Below are 17,916 nucleotides of genomic sequence, written 5' to 3' on the forward strand. Positions count from 1 at the left end.
CCGGTCAGCGGCCCGGCAGGCTCGAGCGTCGTACGACGAGTTCGGGCATGAGCACCACGCGGCGGTGCTCGTGCGCCGCGGGGTCGCCCGACTCGGTCTCCTCCATGAGCAGTTCCGCCGCCATCGCGCCCATGGTGACGGCGGGCTGGCGCACGGAGGTCAGCGGCACGACGGCGGCCGCCGCGAACTCGATGTCGTCGTAGCCGACGATCGCGATGTCCTCGGGCACGCTCACCTCGGCCGCGTACATGGCCTGGAGCACGCCGAGGGCGAGCAGGTCGTTGGCGCAGAAGACGGCGGTGGGCCGCACGGCGAGGCCCAGGATGCGGGCGCCCGCGTCCCGCCCGGCGGCCACGTCGAGCCGCTCGGTGGGCAGCTCGCGCAGCAGCGAGGCGTCCAGACCCGCCTCGGCGAGCGCGCGCAGCGCTCCCACGCGCCGGTCCCTGACCTGCTTGAGCGAGGGCGGGCCGCTCACGTACGCGATGCTGCGGTGCCCGGTGTCGACGAGGTGGCGCACGGCGAGCCCGCCGCCCAGCACGTCGTCCACGGACACGGAGCACTCGGTGGCGCCGTCGGCGACGCGGTCGACGAGGACGAAGGGGATGCCGTGCCTGCGGAAGGCCGCGATGTTCCGCCCGGTCGCGTCGGCGGGCGTGAGGAGCACGCCCCGTACCCGCTGCTCGGCGAAGAGCGCCAGGTACTCGGCCTCTTCGGCGGGACTCTGGCCGCTGTTGCACACCGTGACGCAGAGGCCGGCCTCGCGCGCGGCACGCTCGGCGCCCCGCGCGACGTCCACGAAGAACGGGTTGCCCATGTCCAGGACGAGGAGCGCCATGATGCGGCTGCGCCCCGCGCGCAGTTGGCGTGCGGACTCGCTGCGGACGTAGCCGAGCCGGTCGATGACCGCCTGCACCTTGTGCCGGGTCCCTTCGGAGACCGTGTCCGGGCGGTTGATCACGTTCGACACGGTGCCGACGGACACGCCCGCGTGCTTCGCCACGTCTTTGATCCCGACCATGCGTTCCCGGAGCTCCATCCCCTGTGCGGCCGTCACCAGCCGTGAGGACAAGCCTACTTAACGCTCGGAAGCCGTACGGGTACCCTGCACCCATCCGATGATCGACGAGGAGGAACCCGCGATGCGCGTCGCCCTGTTCCTGACCTGTGTCAACGACACGCTCTATCCGGACACGGGCCGCGCGGTGGTGAAACTGCTGACCAGGCTGGGAGTTGAGGTCGACTTCCCGATGGCACAGACCTGCTGCGGGCAGGCCCACTACAACACGGGCTATCGCCATCAGGCGGAGCCGCTGGCCCGTCATTTCTCCGATGTCTTCGGTTCGGACGCGTACGACGCGATCGTGACGCCTTCCGGATCGTGCGGGGCGATGGTGCGCGAGCTCTACCCCCGCATGGGCGAGCGGGCCCGCGCGGAGGGCCGCGGCGAAGGGCTGGCCCGCACCCTCGCGCCCGTGGTGCCCAAGACGTACGAACTCACCGAGTTCCTGGTGGACGTCCTCGGCGTCACGGACGTCGGCGCGTACTACCCGCACAAGGTCACCTACCACCCGACCTGCCACGGCCTGCGCTCCCTCGGTCTCGGCGAGCGGCCGACGCGGCTTCTCCGGGCGGTCGAGGGACTCGAACTCGTGGAGCTGCCGGGCGCCGAGGAGTGCTGCGGCTTCGGCGGCACGTTCGCCGTGAAGAACTCCGATGTCTCCGCGGCGATGGGCACGGACAAGGTGCGCAACGCCGAGTCGACGGGCGCCGATGTGCTGTGCGCCGCCGACAACTCCTGTCTGATGCACATCGCGGGCACGGCGACCCGGCTGCGCACGGCGGTGCGACCCGTCCACATCGCGGAGATCCTGGCCAGTACGGAAGAGGAGCCCCTGTCATGAGCGGCGGCACATTCGTCGGCATGCCCGCCTTCCCCGAGGCCGCGCACGAGGCCGTCGGCAACACCACGCTGCGCGCCAATCTCCGGCACGCCACCCACACCATCCGCGACAAGCGGGCCCGCGCCGTCGCCGAGCTCGACGACTGGGCCGAGCTGCGCGAGGCGGGACGGCGCATCAAGGACCACACGCTGCGCCATCTCGACCACTACCTCATGCGGTTGGAGGAGTCCGTGGTGCGCGCCGGGGGCACCGTCCACTGGGCGGCCGACGCGGACGAGGCCAACCGCATCGTGACGGCCCTGGTCAAGGCGACGGGCGAGAGCGAGGTCGTCAAGGTCAAGTCGATGGCGACGCAGGAGATCGGCCTCAACGAGGCCCTCGAAGCGGAGGGCATCCACGCCTACGAGACCGATCTCGCCGAGCTGATCGTGCAGTTGGGCCACGACAGGCCCTCGCACATCCTGGTGCCCGCGATCCACCGCAACCGCGGCGAGATCCGCGACATCTTCGCCAAGGAGATGGCCGACTGGGGCCGCCCCGCCCCGGAGGGACTCACCGACAGCCCCGCCGAGCTGGCCGAGGCGGCCCGCCTCCACCTGCGCGAGAAGTTCCTGCGCGCCAAGGTCGGCATCTCGGGCGCGAACTTCATGGTCGCCGAGACCGGCACCCTGGTCGTCGTGGAGTCGGAGGGCAACGGCCGGATGTGCCTCACGCTGCCCGAGACCCTGATCTCCGTGGTCGGCATCGAGAAGACCATCCCGACCTGGCGCGACCTGGAGGTCTTCCTCCAGACCCTGCCGCGCTCCTCGACGGCCGAACGCATGAACCCCTACACGTCGATGTGGACGGGCACCACCGACGCGGCCACGGCCGACGGACCGAGCACCTTCCACCTGGTCCTCCTCGACAACGGCCGCACCGACACCCTCGCCGACGAGGTCGGCCGCCAGGCGCTGCGCTGCATCCGCTGTTCGGCGTGTCTCAACGTGTGCCCGGTGTACGAACGGGCGGGCGGCCATGCGTACGGCTCGGTGTATCCGGGCCCGATCGGCGCCATCCTCAGTCCTCAGCTGCGCGGCACCCGGAGCGAGATCGACGCCTCGCTCCCCTACGCCTCGTCGCTCTGCGGGGCCTGTTACGAGGTGTGCCCGGTCGCCATCGACATCCCCGAGGTCCTGGTCCACCTGCGGGAGCGGGTCGTCCAGGGCGGCGAGGCCACCCGGCAGGGTGTGAAGGTGACGCTGAAGCCCGCGAAGGGGCACGCGGCGGAGCGGGCGGCGATGCGCGCGGCGGGCCTCGCGTTCGCCCGCCCCGGTGCCCTGCGCGCGGGCCAGCGCATCGCGTCGCGCACGCGGCGGTTCCATCCGCGCATGCTGCCCGGCCCCGGCCGGGCCTGGAGCGCGACACGGGACCTGCCGAAGGTGCCCGCCGAGCCGTTCCGCGACTGGTGGCAGCGCACGCGGGGCGACAGGAGCGGCGGCACGACCGAGGGGAACGACGCATGAGCAGCAGGGACCGGATCCTGGGCCGGGTGCGGCGGGCACTGGCCGACGTACCGGACGGCGAGCTTCCGTACGAGGAGTCGGTGGCCCGCGCGTACGCGCGCGAGCACGGCGAGCGCACCACCGAGCAGACCGTCGACCTGCTCGCGGAGAACCTCGCGGACTACCGGGCGATCGTGCACCGCTGTGCCGCCGCGGATCTTCCGGAACTGCTGACGCGGCTGCTCGCGCGGCGCGGGGCGCGGACCGTGCTGGTGCCGCCGGGCCTGCCGCCGCACTGGCTGGCCGCCGCCGACCCGGTGCGCGTCCACGACCGCGCCGCGAGCACCCCGCACGAGCTCGACGAGGTCGACAGCGTCGTCACGGGCTGCGCGGTGGCCGTCGCCGAGACCGGCACGATCGTTCTGGACGGCTCCCCCGATCAGGGCCGCCGCCGCATCACCCTGGTGCCGGACCATCACGTCTGTGTCGTCCGCGTGCCCGACCAGGTCGTCTCCTGCGTCCCCGGGGCCCTCGAACGGCTGGACCCCGCCCGGCCGCTCACCTGGATCTCGGGCCCTTCCGCGACCAGCGACATCGAGCTGGACCGCGTCGAGGGAGTGCACGGCCCGCGCACCTTGGAGGTCGTCCTGGTGAGCGGGGAGTGAGCGGCGCGGCTAGCGTGAACGCATGATCCGGTTCGAGCAGGTGACCAAGCGCTACCCGGACGGCACGACGGCCGTGGACGACCTCTCCTTCGAGGTCGCCGAGGGCGAACTGGTCACGCTCGTCGGCCCCTCGGGCTGCGGCAAGACCACGACGATGATGATGGTGAACCGCCTCATCGAACCGACATCGGGCCGCATCTTCGTGAACGGCGAGAACATCGCCGACGTCGACCCGGTGCGCCTGCGCCGCCGCATCGGCTACGTCATCCAGCAGGTCGGCCTGTTCCCGCACCGGACCATCCTGGACAACACGGCGACCGTGCCCGCGCTCGTCGGCTGGAAGAAGGCGAAGGCGCGGGCCCGCGCCGCCGAACTCCTCGATCTGGTGGGCCTGGACCCGAAGACGTACGGATCCCGCTACCCCGAACAGCTCTCGGGCGGCCAGCGCCAGCGCGTCGGCGTGGCCCGCGCGCTCGCGGCCGACCCGCCCGTCCTCCTGATGGACGAGCCGTTCGGCGCGGTCGACCCGGTGGTGCGCGAGCAGTTGCAGGACGAGTTCCTGCGGATGCAGGCGGCCGTGCGCAAGACGGTGCTCCTGGTCACGCACGACATCGAGGAGGCGGTCCGGCTCGGCGACCGCATCGCGGTGTACGGGCAGGGGCGCATCGAGCAGTTCGACACGCCGGGAGCGGTGCTCGGGGCGCCCCAGACGCCCTACGTCGCCGAGTTCGTGGGCGCCGACCGCGGCCTGAAGCGGCTCTCGGTCACCGAGATCCAGTCCGACGACCTGGAGCAGCCGCCGCTCGCCCGCCTCGACGAGCCCGCCGCGCAGGCCGCGGCCCGGCTGCGTGCGGAGGAGGCCCGTTGGGCGGTCGTCCTGGACGAGGACGGCGATCTGCACGGCTGGGTGGGCGTCGACGAGGTGGCCCTGGCGGGCGCGGGCGGCACGGTCGGCGATCTGGCGCACCGCATGAACTCCTGGGTCCCGATCGGCGCCCCGCTCAAGCAGGCGTTCGGCGTGATGCTCCAGCACGACGCGGGCTGGGTCGCCGTCCTGGACGGCGCCCGCTTCCTCGGCGTCCTGACCCCGGCGAAGCTGCACGAGGCGCTGCGGCGCTCGGTGGACGCGGATGCGCAGGGCGTCGCGCGGGACCAGGTGGAATTTGACTCCGTCGCAGACGCGTAGGCGCCTTGCGGGGCGCCCCGTAAGGGGCGCGGGGAACTGCGCGCTCAGCCCGGAGAGACCCGCGGGCAAAGTTCCCCCCTGCGGAAGCTAAAGCAGCCCCTTGTCCTCCAGATAAGCCCGCGCAACGTCCTGCGGCAGCCTCCGCCAGCTGTCCACCTGCTCGTTCATGGACGCCAGATCCTCCGTCGTCAGTACAGGATTGAGCCGCCCGAGCGCAGCCGCGACGCGTCCGCTGCCCGCGCGGGAGCGGTTGACCACGGGGACGATGTAGTCGGCGTTCTGCAGATGCTTGTCGTCCTTGAGGAGCACGAGCCCGAAGTCGTCGAGGGTGGCGTCCGTCGACGTGGTCAGGACCATCTGGTCCTGACCGTCCTGCACGGCCTTCTTGGCCTGGGTGGTACCGACGCCCTTGGGATCGACCCCGGTGACGTCGATGCCGTACACCTTCTTCAACCCCGGGGCACAGTAAGGACGTTGCACGCACTCGTCGCCTGCGGCGAGCCGCACCTTCAGGCCCGATTTTCCGAGGTCGCTCAGCGTCTTGAGCTGGTGCTGCTCGGCGTACGACGCGGCGACCGCGAACGCGTTCTGGTCGACGGCCTTGCCGGGGTCGAGGACGGTCAGGCCGCGCGGGGTGGCGAGTGAGCGCAGCGCCTTCATGGTGGTGGCGAGGTCGGGCGAGCCGACCGGCGGCGCGTCGGCGCCGTTCTTCTTGGCATTGAGCCAGTCCGCGAAGGTCGCCGCGTACTCGGGGACGACATCGATCTGACCGGACTCCAGGGCGGGTTCGTAGAGCTCGCGGTTGGCCACGGACAGGATCTCCGCGCCGTATCCGGCCTTCTTCAGGAGCAGCAGGTACATCTGGGCGAGCAGGTCGCTCTCGGTGAATCCCGCCGAGCCGACGACGAGGTGCTTGCTGTCGCCCGGCGGCGCGGTGACCTCGCCCTGGTTCTCCAGGGAGGGACCGCCGGCGCAGCCCGTGAGCAGGGCGAGGAGAGCCACCGTCGCCGATCCCGCGCGGCGCCTCATCCCGCCCTCCCCCGCGCCCGGGCCCACCCGGGCGCGAGCCGCTCGGCGGCCTCGAAGACCCCCTCGACCAGCAGCGCGAAGACGGCGACGAGCACCGCGCCCGCGACCACCTGCGCGGTGCTCGCCAGGTTGAAGCCCGCCGTGATGATCCGGCCGAGCCCGCCGCCGCCCGCGAGCGCGGCGATGGTGGCGGTGGCGACGAGCTGCACGGCGGCGATGCGGATACCGCTGAGCACCAGGGGCAGCGCGAGCGGCAGTTCGACCCGCCACAGCATCTGCCGCCCGGTCATCCCCATGCCGCGCGCCGCCTGCACGATGCTGCGGTCGACGCCGCGCATCCCGACGTAGGCGTTGGTGAGCAACGGGGGCACCGCGAAGAGGACCAGGGCGACGACGGTCGGGCCCTCGCCCCACTTGCCGAGCGGGGTGAGGAGCAGCAGGACGAGGACCGCGAAGGTCGGCACCGCGCGCCCGACGTTGGAGATGTTCACCGCAAGCGCGCCGCCCCTGCCGAGGTGGCCGAGGACGAGGGCGACGGGCAGGGCGATCAGACAGCTGAGCAGCAGACAGACCACGGTGAGGACGAGGTGCTGGGTGAGCCGGTGCCAGATGCCGTCGTCACCCGCCCAGTGCGCGGAGTCGGTGAGCCACGCCCAGGCGTCGCCGAGTGTCTTCATGAGCGGACCGCCCTGGTCCAGGGGGTGAGCAGGCGCTGTACGCCGAGCAGCAGCAGGTCGGCGGCGACGGCGATGACGACGCAGAGCACCGAGGCGGTGAGCACCTGCGCCTTGAAATAGGTGTTCATGCCCGCGTAGATCAGATTGCCCAGGCCGCCGAAGCCGACGATCGCGCCGACGGTGGCGAGGGAGACGGCGGAGACCGTGGCGATCCGCAGCCCCGCCATGGCGGCGGGCAGGGCGAGCGGGAGTTCCACGGTGAGCAGGAGGCGGATCGGGCCGTAGCCCATGCCGCGGGCGGCCTGCCGGGTGTCCTCGGGAACGGCACGCAGCCCGGCGAGGATGTTCCGCACGAGCAGGGTGAGCGAGTACAGGACGAGCCCCGCGACGACGAGCGCGGCCGAGAGCCCGTACACGGGGAGCAGCAGCGAGAACATCGCGAGCGAGGGGATCGTGTACAGGATCGTGGTGAGCGCGAGCACGGGTCCCGCGGCCCACTCCCAGCGGCGGGCGAGGACGGCGAGCGGCACGGCGACGACGAGCGCGATGAGTACGGAGACGGCGGTCAGCTGGAGGTGCTGGACGACCGCGTCGATCAGGATCTGGCGGCGGGTGCTCAGATACTCACCGCAGATCCACTCGTTGCGCGCGAGGCAGTCGTCGGGAATCGCGGTCACCCGTCCATTCAAGGCTCAGATGCCGGACGGCGGCGCGTTGTGGTCACCCGTACGGGGCCGACTGCTGCGCTCGCCGGTCGCGCCGGCGCTTCTCCGTCTTCAACCTGGGCCGCCGGTTCTGGTGGCCGGGGCGGCTCTCCTACGTGGTCGCCGTGTCGGGGATCCACGAACCGTGGATCCCCGCCGGTACGCGCCGGGGCAGTTCCACCGCGGCCATCGGGGCCGCGGTGATGTCCTTGGCGTCCAGGACGAGCAACTCGGAGGAGTCGCGGGCGAGGTCGCTGACGAGGGTGAGGAGGTATCCGTCGTCCTCCGCCACTCCCCCGGCCGCCGGGACGAAGAAGGGCTCGCCGTACATCCGCCCGGGACCCGCGTCGGCCATCTGCCGTTCGCCGGTCCGCGCGTCGTACTTGACCAGCGCGTACCGCTCCAGGCCCGCGCCGGGGAAGGCGACGGTGTACGTGTAGCGGTGGGCCGCGCCGATCAACGCCTCGTTGATGGTGGCGAATTCGGTGACCAGGGAGTCGAGCGGCTCCTCGCGCACGGTGCCGGATGCCGGGTCGAGTATCCAGCGGTGCCGCATCGAGCCGATCGCGGGCACGGCGGGGTGTCCTGGCGCGCCGCTCCACCATTTCCAGCTGCTCTCCCAGGACGACCGGTCGTAGCGAGGCCCCTCGACGACGACGCGCCCCCGGGCGTCCTCGTAGGCGTTGGTCACGTGGATCATCGCGCCCGCGTCGACCTCGAACCACATCGGTTCCACCCCTCCCCCGCGCGGCAGCACGCCGATGCGCGGACGGTGGGTGTCGCTCCAGCGGTACGGGATGCCGGAGCGCTCGGCGGGGTCGAAGACGACCGGCAGGTCGAGCCAGACCGTGTACCGGGGGGTCAGGCCGAAGTCATGCATGAGCGTGGGTCCCGCACCCGGCACGATCTGACTGCGCGTCAACTCGCCCTTGGCATCCGCTACGTAGTACGTCAGGTAGGGCGGGATCGCCGCGTAGCCGAAGAAGTGCAGCTCGCCCGTGGCCGGGTCCTCCTTGGGGTGTGCGGTCATGGCGGTGGTGAGCCTGCCTCGGAAGTCGTACGCCCCGATCGTGTCCAGGTCCGGGGTCATCTCGAAGGGCAGATTGGCCTCCTGGAGGGCGAGGATGCGGCCCGCGTGCTCGATGACGTGGGTGCCCGCGATGCTGGCCGTGAGGTCGACGCTCCCGTCGTCGCGGATCAGCGGCGCGCCGTCCAGGGCGGGGGTGCGCACCCAGCGGTTGCGGTACCACTCGGCGCGGCCGCCGTCGACGCGTATGCCGTGCAGCATGCCCGCGCCGCGGAACCAGTGGGTGGGGACGTCGCCCGGCTTGGGGTTGTGTCCGTTGCGGAAGTAGCGCCCCGACAGCTCCGGCGGGATCGTGCCCCTGACGGTCAGGTCACGGGCGGTGAGCTCGTCGGGAACGGGTGTGAAGTGGCCGGTCAGATAGGGGGCTTGGCGGGGTGTGTCGCTCATGACGGGGTTCCCTCTGGGGTGTCGGAGTGTGTTTCGTGACCGGCTCAGGGCGTGAGCACGACCTTGCCGCTGACCGTGCCGGACTCGGCGAGCCGCAGGGCGTCGGCGATGCGCGCGAGCGGCAGCTCGGCGGCGATGCCCGCCGTGATCTCACCGCGCTCGAGCGCCGCGAAGACCTGACCCAGGTCGGCGCGGAGGCGGGCCCGGAAGCGGTCCTTGCCGAACGCGCGCCCGGCCCAGACGTTGAAGAAGTACGCGCGGCGCCGGTTGGGCAGCGCGTTCCACACCCAGACCCGGCCGAGGATCTTGAGGACGGGCCACTGTTTGGAGCCCGTGTCGTCCCGGGTGGCGGCGCTGCCGTACGAGACGAGGGTCCCGCCGGGCGCGAGCAGCCGCCACGAGTCGGTGACACTGCGGCCGCCTATGTGGTCGAACACCGCGTCCACACCACCGGGCACGAGCTCGCGCACCCGCCTCGGAACGTCCTCGGTCCGGTAGTCGACCGGGGTGACACCCAGCTCCAGGAGGGCGTCGTGATGGCGGGCGGACGCCGTGCCGATCACCCGCACTCCCGCGCCGAGTGCCAGTTGGACGAGGAGTGAGCCGACGCCTCCGTTGGCTCCGTGCACCAGGATCGTCTGGCCCGCCCGCACCCGGGCCTTGCGGTGCAGCATCTGCCACGCGGTGATGCCGTTGACCACGGCGGTCTCCGCCGCCGCGGCGCCGACGCCCTCGGGCACCTCGACGACGTCCGCCGCGTCGAGCACCACGTGGCTGGCCCAGCCGCCGGTCTTGGTGAGCGCCGCGACACGCTTGCCGACCAGGGTCGGAACCACGCCGGGGCCGGCCGTGATGACGGTGCCCACGAGGTCGTACCCGGGGACGAAGGGGAAGGGCGGCTGGTCGAAATAGCGGCCGCGGCGCATCTGCTGCTCGGCGAAGGAGACGCCGGTGGCCTCCATCGCGACGACCACCTGCCCCGCTTCCGCGACGGGGAGGGGCCCGCGCCGGAACTGGAGCCCTTCCGGCTCGACCCGCCCCGGCAGGACGACCTCGACGCACTCGATGGATGCGGCACCGCTCATGACAACCTCCGTTGGCCCGGCCCGCCCGACCGTCTGCCCGGTCGAGCTAGCGCCCCTTACGACAGTTAGAAGCTATAACTCTCGCGAAGCCCCGTCAAGAGGTTGAGTGATACCTTCTCACGCAAGCACCAAGACATAAGCGTCACGACGAGCGGAGACCGGACATGGCCAAGGCCACCGGCACGGCATCCCCCCGCGAGCGGTACCGCAGCCAGGTCCGCGCGGAGATCAAGGAACGGGCGTGGGAGCAGATCGCCGACGCGGGCGCCTCCGCGCTGTCGCTCAACGCGATCGCCAAGCGGATGGGCATGAGCGGCCCCGCGCTCTACCGGTACTTCGGCAGCCGTGACGAGCTGATCACCGAGCTCATCAGGGACGCTTACCGGGGGCTCGCCGACACCGTCGACGCGGCCGCCAAGGACGGCGCGGGCCTCCCTGAGCTCGGGCACACGCTCCGCCGCTGGGCACTCGACGACCCGCATCGGTACCTGCTGATCTTCGGCACCCCGGTGCCCGGCTACCACGCCCCGGACGACGTCACCACGATCTCCTCCGAGATCATGTCCGCGCTGCTCGACGCCAGCGCGAAGCTGCCCGACGACTCCCCGGGCCCCCCGGGCTCCCCGGAATCCCCCGACCCCTCCAGCTCCCCCGAACAGGACTTCGAGCAGCACATCGACGCCCACCGCCAATGGGCGGGCGACCACCCGGCCACCCCCGCCGAACTGCACCGCGCCCTGTCCTTCTGGACCCGCGTGCACGGCGTGCTCTCACTGGAACTCGCGGGCCACTTCACCGGGATGGGCTTCGACCCCGCCACCCTCTTCGAAGCGGAACTGGCCGCCCTGCTCAGGCGCTAGAAGTCGCGCGAGAAGACGCGCTAGTAGTCCGCGGGCCCGCCCCGGCCGATCTGCGGCGTCACCCGGCGATAGGCCGCGCGGGCGCTCACGATGCGGCTCGCCACCGCGCCCGTGAGCCCCGCGACGAGCAGGTAGACGAGCCACTCGGGGTCGCGGTGCCCGGCCCAGCTGACCTCCCCCGTGGGGTGGGTCGCGAAGACGTTGAGAACCAGCCAGCACAGCACGGCCGTGCCCGGCGCGGCCGCGAACCTGCCGCGCGTGCCGAGCACCGCGGCGAGCGAGCAGAGCACGGCGAGCGCCAGACCCGTGCGGTCGAGCACCCCCAGCGCGTTGAGCACGCCGACGAGCAGCAGCGCGCCCGCTCCCGCACCCGCCCAGACGACGAGGTTCGCGATCGGCTGCGGGACCGCCTTGGCCCCGCTCCTCATCTGCCGCCACTCCACAGCCACATTGGCCCCCACCCACCAGGGACGTGCCCGAAGGTGCACGTCTCCGTCTCTGCCGACCGGATTCTTTCATCGGCCGTGGGCCCCATCCACCCCGGCCGGGCCTCGGCGTTTTACGGTTCCTTTACAGTAGGTGTAGAAGCATTCGTGCTTCAGCCCCGCCGTTTCGCACGAGGACGCCCTCGTGCGAGGAGAAGAAGGAGCCCCGGCCCACAATGGGTGAGCCTCCCAGTACCGACCGTGCCGTCCCCTCACCGCCTCGCATGCGTACGGGATCGGGGGTGGCACGGTGACCGAGGTCCTGCTGCTGTTCCTGGCCCTGCTCCTCACGCTGGCCTGCGCCCTCTTCGTCGCCGCCGAGTTCTCGCTCACCACGGTCGAGCGTGCCGACCTGGAACGGGCCGCGGCTGCGGGTGAGCGGGGCGCGGAAGGCGCGCTGAAGGCCGTGCGCCGCCTGACGTTCCAGCTCTCCGGAGCCCAACTGGGCATCACCGTCACCTCCCTGGTGATCGGCATGCTCGCCGAGCCGTCGCTCGCCGCGCTGTTGCGCGGCCCGCTCGAAGCGGCCGGTCTCGGCGGCGCCGCCTCGGCCACCGCCACGCTCCTCGGCGTCGTCCTGTCCACGGTCGTCCTGATGGTCGTCGGCGAACTGGTGCCGAAGAACTGGGCGATCTCGCGCCCGCTCGCGGTGGCGAAGGTGGTGGCGGCCCCGCAGCGCGGCTTCACCGCCGCGTTCGGCCCGTTCATCCGGCACCTGAACAACACCGCGAACCGGTTCGTACGCCGTTTCGGCCTGGAGCCCGCGGAGGAGCTGGCGTCCGCGCGCGGCCCCGAGGAACTGGTCGCGCTGGCCAGGCACTCGGCCGCCGAGGGCGCCCTCGAGGCGGACTCCGCCGAGCTGTTCGTCCGCACGCTGCACCTGAGCGAACTCAGCGCGGAGAACGTGATGACGCCCCGGGTCGACGTGCAGGCCCTGGAGGCGCACGCCACCGCCGCCGACGCCGCCAACCTCACGTACGCGACGGGCCTCTCCCGCTTCCCCGTGTACCGGGACTCCCTGGACGAGGTCATCGGCACCGTCCACATCCGCGACGTCCTCGCCCTCGACCCGGACGAGCGCGCCGCGACCCCGGTCACCGCGCTCGCCACCCGGCCGCTGCTCGTGCCCGACAGCCTGACCGCCGACCGGCTCCTGGAGCGGCTGCGCACCACCCGCACCATGGCCGTCGTCATCGACGAGTACGGCGGCACGGCCGGGGTCGCGACCATGGAGGACATCGTCGAGGAGGTCGTCGGCGAGGTCCGCGACGAGCACGACCCGATGCAGGTCCCCGACCTGCTGCCCGCCGCCCCGACCGACGACGGCCGCAGGGCCTGGCGGGCCGAGGGCAGCGTACGGATAGACCAGCTGGCCGGGATGGGCCTGGCCGTCGAGGACGGTCCCTACGAGACGGTCGCGGGACTTGTCGCCACCCGGCTCGCCCGCATCCCCGTCCAGGGCGACAGCGTCGACGTCGGCGGCTGGCGCATCGACGTCCTGGACGTCGACCACCACCGCGCGGACCGCGTGCACATCACCGCGCCCGCACACCACAACCAGCTGGAGGACGCACGATGACCGCCCTCCAGCTCACCATCGGCGCCCTGACGCTGCTCACCAACGCGTTCTTCGTGGGCGCCGAGTTCGCGCTGATCTCCGTGCGCCGCAGCCAGATCGAGCCGGGGGCCCGCGCGGGCGACAAGCGCGCCCGGATCACCCTCTGGGGCATCGAGCACATCTCCGCGATGATGGCCACCGCCCAACTGGGCATCACGGTCTCCTCGCTGGTGCTCGGCGCCGTCGCCGAACCCGCCATCGCGCACCTCATGGAGCCCGCCTTCGAGGCGGCCCGGGTCCCGCACGCGCTGGTGCACCCGATCGCGTTCGTGATCGCGCTCGCGATCGCCACGTATCTGCACATGCTGATCGGCGAGATGGTCCCCAAGAACATCGCCCTGGCCGCGCCCGCCCGTACCGCCCTGCTGCTCGGCCCGCCGCTGGTCGCGCTCACCCGGGCGCTCAGGCCCGTCATCTTCGGCGTCAACGCCTTCGCCAACGCGCTGCTGCGGCTGCTGAAGGTCGACCCGAAGGACGAGGTGGAGGCCGCCTTCACCGACGACCAGCTGGCCCGTATGGTCGCCGACTCCAGCGAGGCGGGGCTGCTCTCCGCCGCCGACAGCGAGCGGCTGCGGGACGCCCTTGAGCTGGGCACCCGGCCGGTCGGCGAGATCCTCGTCCCCATCGTGCACATGCACACCGTCCACCACGCCGTCACCCCGGCCCGCCTCGAACGCGTGGCCGCCGCGGCGGGCTACTCCCGCTTCCCCGTCACAGGGCCGGACGACGCACTGCTCGGCTATCTGCACATCAAGGACACCCTGGGCGTCGCCGACCGCGACGCGCCCTTCCCCGCCGAGGCCCTGCACCCCGTCACGCGCGTGCGCATCGACACCCCGCTCGACGACACCCTCACCGCGCTGCGCGCCGAGGGCAGTCATCTGGCGGCGGTCCTCGGCGAGGGCGGCGCGGTGCTCGGCTTCGTGACCATGGAGGACGTCCTGTCCGAGCTGGTGGGACCGGCCCCGGCTGTCGCCTCCGCCACCGTCCCCGCCTGATCCGCCTGATCCGCGCGGCCCGGTGCGGTCCCCCTCGTCCGCTGTGGCGGGGGAACCGCGCCGGGCCGAGAATCGTTCACTGAGTCCTCATACGAGAACGGAGCCACCCTGTGTCCGCCAGACCGACGGACCCTCCGGGGCACAGTCCCCGACCATCCCGCCCGAAGAGGCATGATCGCGGCACGCGACGGGGTGGTGTTCGATGAGTGCCGTACTCGGCCTGCTGGCCGTCCTGGTCCTGACCGCGGGCACGGGCTACTTCGTCGCCCAGGAATTCGCCTACGTCGCCGCCGACCGGCTCGCCCTCGCGCGTGAGGCGGCCGCGGGCGACAAGCGGGCCGCCCGCGCCCTCCAGGTCCTGGAGAAGCTCTCCTTCATGCTGTCCGGCGCGCAGCTGGGCATCACCGTCACCGGGCTGGTCGTCGGCTTCCTCGCGGAGCCGTCGGTGTCCGCGCTGCTCAGGCCCGCGCTGGAGGGCACGGGGCTGTCGGACGGCACTGTCTCCGCCATCTCCGTAGTGGTCGGTTTCGTGGTCGCCACCGTGGTCCAGATGGTCCTGGGCGAGCTGGCGCCGAAGAACCTCGCGCTGGCCGTCCCCGAACGCCTCGCCAAGTCGCTCGCCGCCTCCACGCTCGCGTACCTGAAGGTCGTCGGGCCGCTGGTGCGCGTCTTCGACGGCGCGGCCAACCGCATCCTGCGCAGGATCGGCATCGAGCCGGTCGAGGAGCTGCACCACGGCGCGACCCTGGAGGAGCTCAGCCACCTGATCGGCGAGTCCCACAAGGAGGGCGAGCTGCCCCGGGAGACCGCCGAGCTGCTCGACCACGTCCTGGAGTTCTCCGAGCGCACCCTCGACGAGGTGATGGTGCCGCGCGCGGACGCCGTCTTCGTCCGCAAGGACGCCAGCGCCACCGAGGCCGTGGAGCTGATCGCCAAGCACGGGCACTCCAACTACCCGGTCCTCGGCGACCACCCCGACGACGTGGCGGGCGTCCTCGGCGTACGCGAACTGATGCGGCTGCCCGCCGCCCGCTTCGAGCGGATCACGGCGGGCGACGCGGCCCGCCGACCGCTCTTCCTGCCCGACACGCTGCCGCTGCCGGAGGCGGTGGCGCAGATGCGTGAGCGCGACGACGAGTTCGCGGTGGTCCTCGACGAGCACGGCGGCGTCGCCGGGGTCGTCACGTACGAGGACATCGCCGAGGAACTCGTCGGTGACATCGCCGACGAGTCCGACACGGTCGTCGCCCCCGCCGTCGCCGACGGCGCGGGGTGGCTGGTGGCCGCGGGCCGCCGTCTGGACGAGATCGCCGACGCCACCGGCATCGACCTGCCCGAGGAAGAGGACTACGACACCGTGGCCGGACTGATCGTCGACCGGCTCGGGCGCTTCCCGACCGTCGGGGACCGACTCACCGTCGACCTGCCGGACGGCGGCACGGCGGCCATCGCCGTACTCGCCCTGGACCGGCACGTGCCGGAGCGGGTGCGGGTGGAGCGCCTGCCGGATGCCGGTGGCGGGACGGACGCGGGCAGCACTGACGCCGACGGAACCGGTTCCGCGGGCAAGGGGGCCACCGCATGAGCTTCCCCATGGCTCTCTTCGTCACGCTGCTGCTCCTCATCGGCAGCGGGTTCTTCGTCGCCGCCGAGTTCGCCCTGGTCGCCGCCAAGCGGCACCGCGTGGAGCAGGCCGCCGCCCAGGGGCAGCGCGGCGCGAAATCGGCCCTTGCGGGCATGCGGGAGCTCTCCCTGATGCTGGCCGGTGCCCAACTGGGCATCACCGTCTGCACCCTGGGCCTCGGTTCCCTGTCCAAGCCCGCGATCTCGCACGAACTCGATCCCCTCCTGGCGAAGCTCGGCCTGCCCGCCGGGCTGAGCTACGGCATCGCCTTCGCCCTCGCGATGATCGTCGTGGTGTTCCTGCACATGGTGGTCGGCGAGATGGCCCCCAAGTCCTGGGCCATCGCGCACCCCGAGCGCTCCGCGATGCTGCTCACGCCGCCGTTCCGGGCCGTGGTCAAGGTCGTACGGCCGCTGATCTGGGTCCTCAACAAGGTGAGCAACGCCCTGGTGCGGATGTGCCGGGTCACCCCGCGCGACGAGCTCGCCTCGGTCCACAACCGCGAGCAACTCACCCACCTCGTCACGGAGTCGGAGCGGCTCGGGCTGATCAGCGCGATCGACTCGGAGCTGATCACCAGCTCCCTGACCGCGCCGCAGAGTCCGGTGGGCGATCTCCAGACGCCTACCGACCGGATCACCTCGGTGCCCGCGACGGCGGGTCTCGACGAGGTCCTCCAGGTGGCGTCGGGCAGCGACCGCACCCGTCTCCTGGTCCGTGACGGCGCCACGGTCGTCGGCTCCGTGCACGCCCGGGACGTCCTCGTCGCCCGCGCGCGGGGCCGGGCGGGCACCGCCCGCGAGCTGGCCAGACCGGTGCCCGAACTGTCCGCGCACGACTCGGTGGCCCACGCCGTCGAGACGCTCCGCCAGCGCCGCGCGACGCTGGCCGTGGTCGGCGACGAATCGGGCAGGCTCACCGGCCTCGTCAGCCTGGACGATCTGCTCGCCCGTCTGATGGAGCCGGGCCGGGCGGCATGACGCGAGAGAGCGGCGCTTCCCCCGCGACACTTGTCGGGCGATGCTCGATCCTGGGCACGGGCCGGTCATCGCCCTGACCGGCCCGCCGCACCCGGCTCTTTCGGATATCTCGGAGGTACGCATGAAGATGCTGATCAACGTGGCGGAGACCGTCGTCGCCGATGCCCTGCGCGGCATGGCGGCCGCGCATCCCGAGCTGGCGATCGACGTCGAGAACCGGGTGATCGTCCGCAGGGACGCTCCTGTCGCGGGGAAGGTCGCTCTCGTCTCGGGCGGCGGGTCGGGGCACGAACCGCTGCACGGCGGGTTCGTGGGCCCCGGGATGCTCTCGGCGGCCTGCCCCGGAGAAGTGTTCACCTCGCCCGTGCCCGACCAGATGGTGCGGGCCGCCGCCGCCGTGGACAGCGGGGCCGGTGTGCTGTTCATCGTGAAGAACTACACGGGCGACGTGCTCAACTTCGACATGGCCGCCGAGCTCGCCGAGGACGAGGGCGTCCAGGTCGCCAAGGTCCTCGTCAACGACGACGTCGCGGTCACCGACAGCCTGTTCACGGCGGGGCGGCGCGGCACCGGCGCGACCCTCTTCGTGGAGAAGATCGCGGGAGCCGCCGCGGAGGCGGGCATGCCCTTGGAGCGGGTCGAGGCGATCGCCCGGCGGGTGAACGAGAACGCGCGCAGCTTCGGCGTCGCGCTGAGCGCGTGCACCACCCCGGCGAAGGGCAGCCCCACCTTCGACCTGCCCGGCGGGGAACTGGAGTTGGGCATCGGCATCCACGGCGAGCCGGGGCGTGAACGGCGCCCCATGATGACCTCGCGGGAGATCGCCGACTTCGCCGTGCACGCCGTCCTGGAGGACCTCGACCCGCGCAGCCCGGTGCTCGTCCTCGTCAACGGCATGGGCGCCACTCCCCTGCTGGAGCTGTACGGCTTCAACGCAGAGGTCCAGCGCGTGCTCCTGGAACGCGGCGTACCGGTGGCCCGCACGCTCGTCGGCAACTACGTGACCTCGCTGGACATGGCGGGCGCCTCCGTGACGCTGTGCCAGGTCGACGAGGAGCTGCTGCGGCTGTGGGACGCGCCGGTGCGTACGGCCGGGCTGCGCTGGGGTAGGTGACCCGTCGGCACCCACCTGCACGCGAACATGCC

The 17,916-nt window shown here is 72.1% G+C and carries 17 protein-coding genes; 10 read left to right on the forward strand and 7 right to left on the reverse strand.

The window, feature by feature from the left end:
* Positions 1 to 4 precede the first annotated feature (4 nt).
* Complete coding sequence (locus tag KY5_RS03965; RefSeq protein ID WP_418952739.1) at positions 5 to 1,018, reverse strand: LacI family DNA-binding transcriptional regulator; 1,014 nt, start codon at positions 1,016 to 1,018, stop codon at positions 5 to 7.
* Positions 1,019 to 1,139: 121 nt separating this feature from the next.
* On the opposite strand from KY5_RS03965, the gene KY5_RS03970 reads away from it, so the two are divergent.
* Genes KY5_RS03970 through KY5_RS03985 form a run of 4 tightly spaced genes read left to right on the forward strand, consistent with a single transcriptional unit; the run spans position 1,140 to position 5,236 of the window.
* Positions 1,140 to 1,901: a (Fe-S)-binding protein gene (locus KY5_RS03970; protein ID WP_098247048.1), complete on the forward strand. Its 762-nt coding sequence runs from the start codon at positions 1,140 to 1,142 to the stop codon at positions 1,899 to 1,901.
* Positions 1,898 to 3,406 (forward strand): LutB/LldF family L-lactate oxidation iron-sulfur protein, encoded by a 1,509-nt coding sequence (locus KY5_RS03975; RefSeq protein WP_098240868.1) that lies wholly within the window; start codon positions 1,898 to 1,900, stop codon positions 3,404 to 3,406. Before KY5_RS03970 ends, KY5_RS03975 begins: the two co-directional genes overlap by 4 nt.
* Positions 3,403 to 4,050, forward strand: coding sequence for a LutC/YkgG family protein (locus KY5_RS03980; RefSeq protein WP_098240869.1), 648 nt, complete (start codon positions 3,403 to 3,405; stop codon positions 4,048 to 4,050). The genes KY5_RS03975 and KY5_RS03980 overlap by 4 nt, the downstream gene beginning before the upstream one ends.
* A 22-nt stretch (positions 4,051 to 4,072) precedes the next feature.
* Positions 4,073 to 5,236: an ABC transporter ATP-binding protein gene (locus tag KY5_RS03985; protein WP_098240870.1), complete on the forward strand. Its 1,164-nt coding sequence runs from the start codon at positions 4,073 to 4,075 to the stop codon at positions 5,234 to 5,236.
* Positions 5,237 to 5,323: 87 nt separating this feature from the next.
* On the opposite strand, the gene KY5_RS03990 is transcribed toward KY5_RS03985, so the two are convergent.
* The 5 genes from KY5_RS03990 to KY5_RS04010 form a co-directional block, all read right to left on the reverse strand.
* Entirely contained in the window at positions 5,324 to 6,265 is a 942-nt protein-coding gene (locus KY5_RS03990; RefSeq protein ID WP_098247049.1) for an ABC transporter substrate-binding protein, read from the reverse strand.
* Positions 6,262 to 6,942, reverse strand: coding sequence for an ABC transporter permease (locus tag KY5_RS03995; RefSeq protein ID WP_098240871.1), 681 nt, complete (start codon positions 6,940 to 6,942; stop codon positions 6,262 to 6,264). The genes KY5_RS03990 and KY5_RS03995 overlap by 4 nt, the downstream gene beginning before the upstream one ends.
* Positions 6,939 to 7,619 (reverse strand): ABC transporter permease, encoded by a 681-nt coding sequence (locus KY5_RS04000; RefSeq protein ID WP_098240872.1) that lies wholly within the window; start codon positions 7,617 to 7,619, stop codon positions 6,939 to 6,941. Before KY5_RS04000 ends, KY5_RS03995 begins: the two co-directional genes overlap by 4 nt.
* A 139-nt stretch (positions 7,620 to 7,758) precedes the next feature.
* Positions 7,759 to 9,120 (reverse strand): carotenoid oxygenase family protein, encoded by a 1,362-nt coding sequence (locus KY5_RS04005; protein WP_098240873.1) that lies wholly within the window; start codon positions 9,118 to 9,120, stop codon positions 7,759 to 7,761.
* 44 nt (positions 9,121 to 9,164) lie between these two features.
* Complete coding sequence (locus KY5_RS04010) at positions 9,165 to 10,205, reverse strand: medium chain dehydrogenase/reductase family protein (RefSeq protein ID WP_098240874.1); 1,041 nt, start codon at positions 10,203 to 10,205, stop codon at positions 9,165 to 9,167.
* A 164-nt stretch (positions 10,206 to 10,369) separates the two neighbouring features.
* Between KY5_RS04010 and KY5_RS04015 the strand changes: the two genes are divergently transcribed.
* Positions 10,370 to 11,065, forward strand: coding sequence for a TetR/AcrR family transcriptional regulator (locus KY5_RS04015; protein ID WP_098240875.1), 696 nt, complete (start codon positions 10,370 to 10,372; stop codon positions 11,063 to 11,065).
* Positions 11,066 to 11,085: 20 nt separating this feature from the next.
* Here KY5_RS04015 and KY5_RS04020 read toward each other — a convergent pair whose 3' ends face one another.
* Entirely contained in the window at positions 11,086 to 11,493 is a 408-nt protein-coding gene (locus tag KY5_RS04020; protein WP_098240876.1) for a hypothetical protein, read from the reverse strand.
* Between the two features lie 307 nt (positions 11,494 to 11,800).
* Here KY5_RS04020 and KY5_RS04025 point away from each other — a divergent pair, with 307 nt between their 5' ends.
* The 5 genes from KY5_RS04025 (at position 11,801) to dhaK (ending at position 17,884) form a co-directional block, all read left to right on the forward strand.
* Positions 11,801 to 13,129 (forward strand): hemolysin family protein, encoded by a 1,329-nt coding sequence (locus KY5_RS04025; RefSeq protein WP_098240877.1) that lies wholly within the window; start codon positions 11,801 to 11,803, stop codon positions 13,127 to 13,129.
* Positions 13,126 to 14,166 (forward strand): hemolysin family protein, encoded by a 1,041-nt coding sequence (locus KY5_RS04030; protein WP_098240878.1) that lies wholly within the window; start codon positions 13,126 to 13,128, stop codon positions 14,164 to 14,166. The genes KY5_RS04025 and KY5_RS04030 overlap by 4 nt, the downstream gene beginning before the upstream one ends.
* 202 nt (positions 14,167 to 14,368) lie before the next feature.
* The gene (locus KY5_RS04035) at positions 14,369 to 15,751 is read left to right on the forward strand and encodes a hemolysin family protein (protein WP_098240879.1); all 1,383 of its coding nucleotides are present in this window, start codon (positions 14,369 to 14,371) and stop codon (positions 15,749 to 15,751) included.
* Positions 15,748 to 16,770 (forward strand): hemolysin family protein, encoded by a 1,023-nt coding sequence (locus KY5_RS04040; protein WP_098240880.1) that lies wholly within the window; start codon positions 15,748 to 15,750, stop codon positions 16,768 to 16,770. The genes KY5_RS04035 and KY5_RS04040 overlap by 4 nt, the downstream gene beginning before the upstream one ends.
* Before the next feature lie 121 nt (positions 16,771 to 16,891).
* Positions 16,892 to 17,884, forward strand: coding sequence for a dihydroxyacetone kinase subunit DhaK (gene dhaK, locus KY5_RS04045; protein WP_098240881.1), 993 nt, complete (start codon positions 16,892 to 16,894; stop codon positions 17,882 to 17,884).
* The last annotated feature ends 32 nt before the right edge of the window (positions 17,885 to 17,916 follow it).

Source organism: Streptomyces formicae (genome assembly GCF_002556545.1).
GTDB classification, from domain to species: Bacteria; Actinomycetota; Actinomycetes; order Streptomycetales; family Streptomycetaceae; genus Streptomyces; species Streptomyces formicae_A.

Excerpts from the sequence above, each read along its gene's own strand:
- KY5_RS04040 (WP_098240880.1), top strand. The coding sequence starts at position 15,748 with ATGAGCTTCCCCATGGCTCTCTTCGTCACGCTGCTGCTCCTCATCGGC.
- KY5_RS03965 (WP_418952739.1), bottom strand. The coding sequence starts at position 1,018 with ATGGTCGGGATCAAAGACGTGGCGAAGCACGCGGGCGTGTCCGTCGGC.
- KY5_RS04005 (WP_098240873.1), bottom strand. The coding sequence starts at position 9,120 with ATGAGCGACACACCCCGCCAAGCCCCCTATCTGACCGGCCACTTCACA.
- KY5_RS03975 (WP_098240868.1), top strand. The coding sequence starts at position 1,898 with ATGAGCGGCGGCACATTCGTCGGCATGCCCGCCTTCCCCGAGGCCGCG.
- KY5_RS03970 (WP_098247048.1), top strand. The coding sequence starts at position 1,140 with ATGCGCGTCGCCCTGTTCCTGACCTGTGTCAACGACACGCTCTATCCG.
- KY5_RS04010 (WP_098240874.1), bottom strand. The coding sequence starts at position 10,205 with ATGAGCGGTGCCGCATCCATCGAGTGCGTCGAGGTCGTCCTGCCGGGG.
- KY5_RS04030 (WP_098240878.1), top strand. The coding sequence starts at position 13,126 with ATGACCGCCCTCCAGCTCACCATCGGCGCCCTGACGCTGCTCACCAAC.
- KY5_RS03985 (WP_098240870.1), top strand. The coding sequence starts at position 4,073 with ATGATCCGGTTCGAGCAGGTGACCAAGCGCTACCCGGACGGCACGACG.
- KY5_RS03995 (WP_098240871.1), bottom strand. The coding sequence starts at position 6,942 with ATGAAGACACTCGGCGACGCCTGGGCGTGGCTCACCGACTCCGCGCAC.
- KY5_RS03990 (WP_098247049.1), bottom strand. The coding sequence starts at position 6,265 with ATGAGGCGCCGCGCGGGATCGGCGACGGTGGCTCTCCTCGCCCTGCTC.
- KY5_RS04035 (WP_098240879.1), top strand. The coding sequence starts at position 14,369 with ATGAGTGCCGTACTCGGCCTGCTGGCCGTCCTGGTCCTGACCGCGGGC.
- dhaK (WP_098240881.1), top strand. The coding sequence starts at position 16,892 with ATGAAGATGCTGATCAACGTGGCGGAGACCGTCGTCGCCGATGCCCTG.
- KY5_RS03980 (WP_098240869.1), top strand. The coding sequence starts at position 3,403 with ATGAGCAGCAGGGACCGGATCCTGGGCCGGGTGCGGCGGGCACTGGCC.
- KY5_RS04015 (WP_098240875.1), top strand. The coding sequence starts at position 10,370 with ATGGCCAAGGCCACCGGCACGGCATCCCCCCGCGAGCGGTACCGCAGC.
- KY5_RS04020 (WP_098240876.1), bottom strand. The coding sequence starts at position 11,493 with ATGAGGAGCGGGGCCAAGGCGGTCCCGCAGCCGATCGCGAACCTCGTC.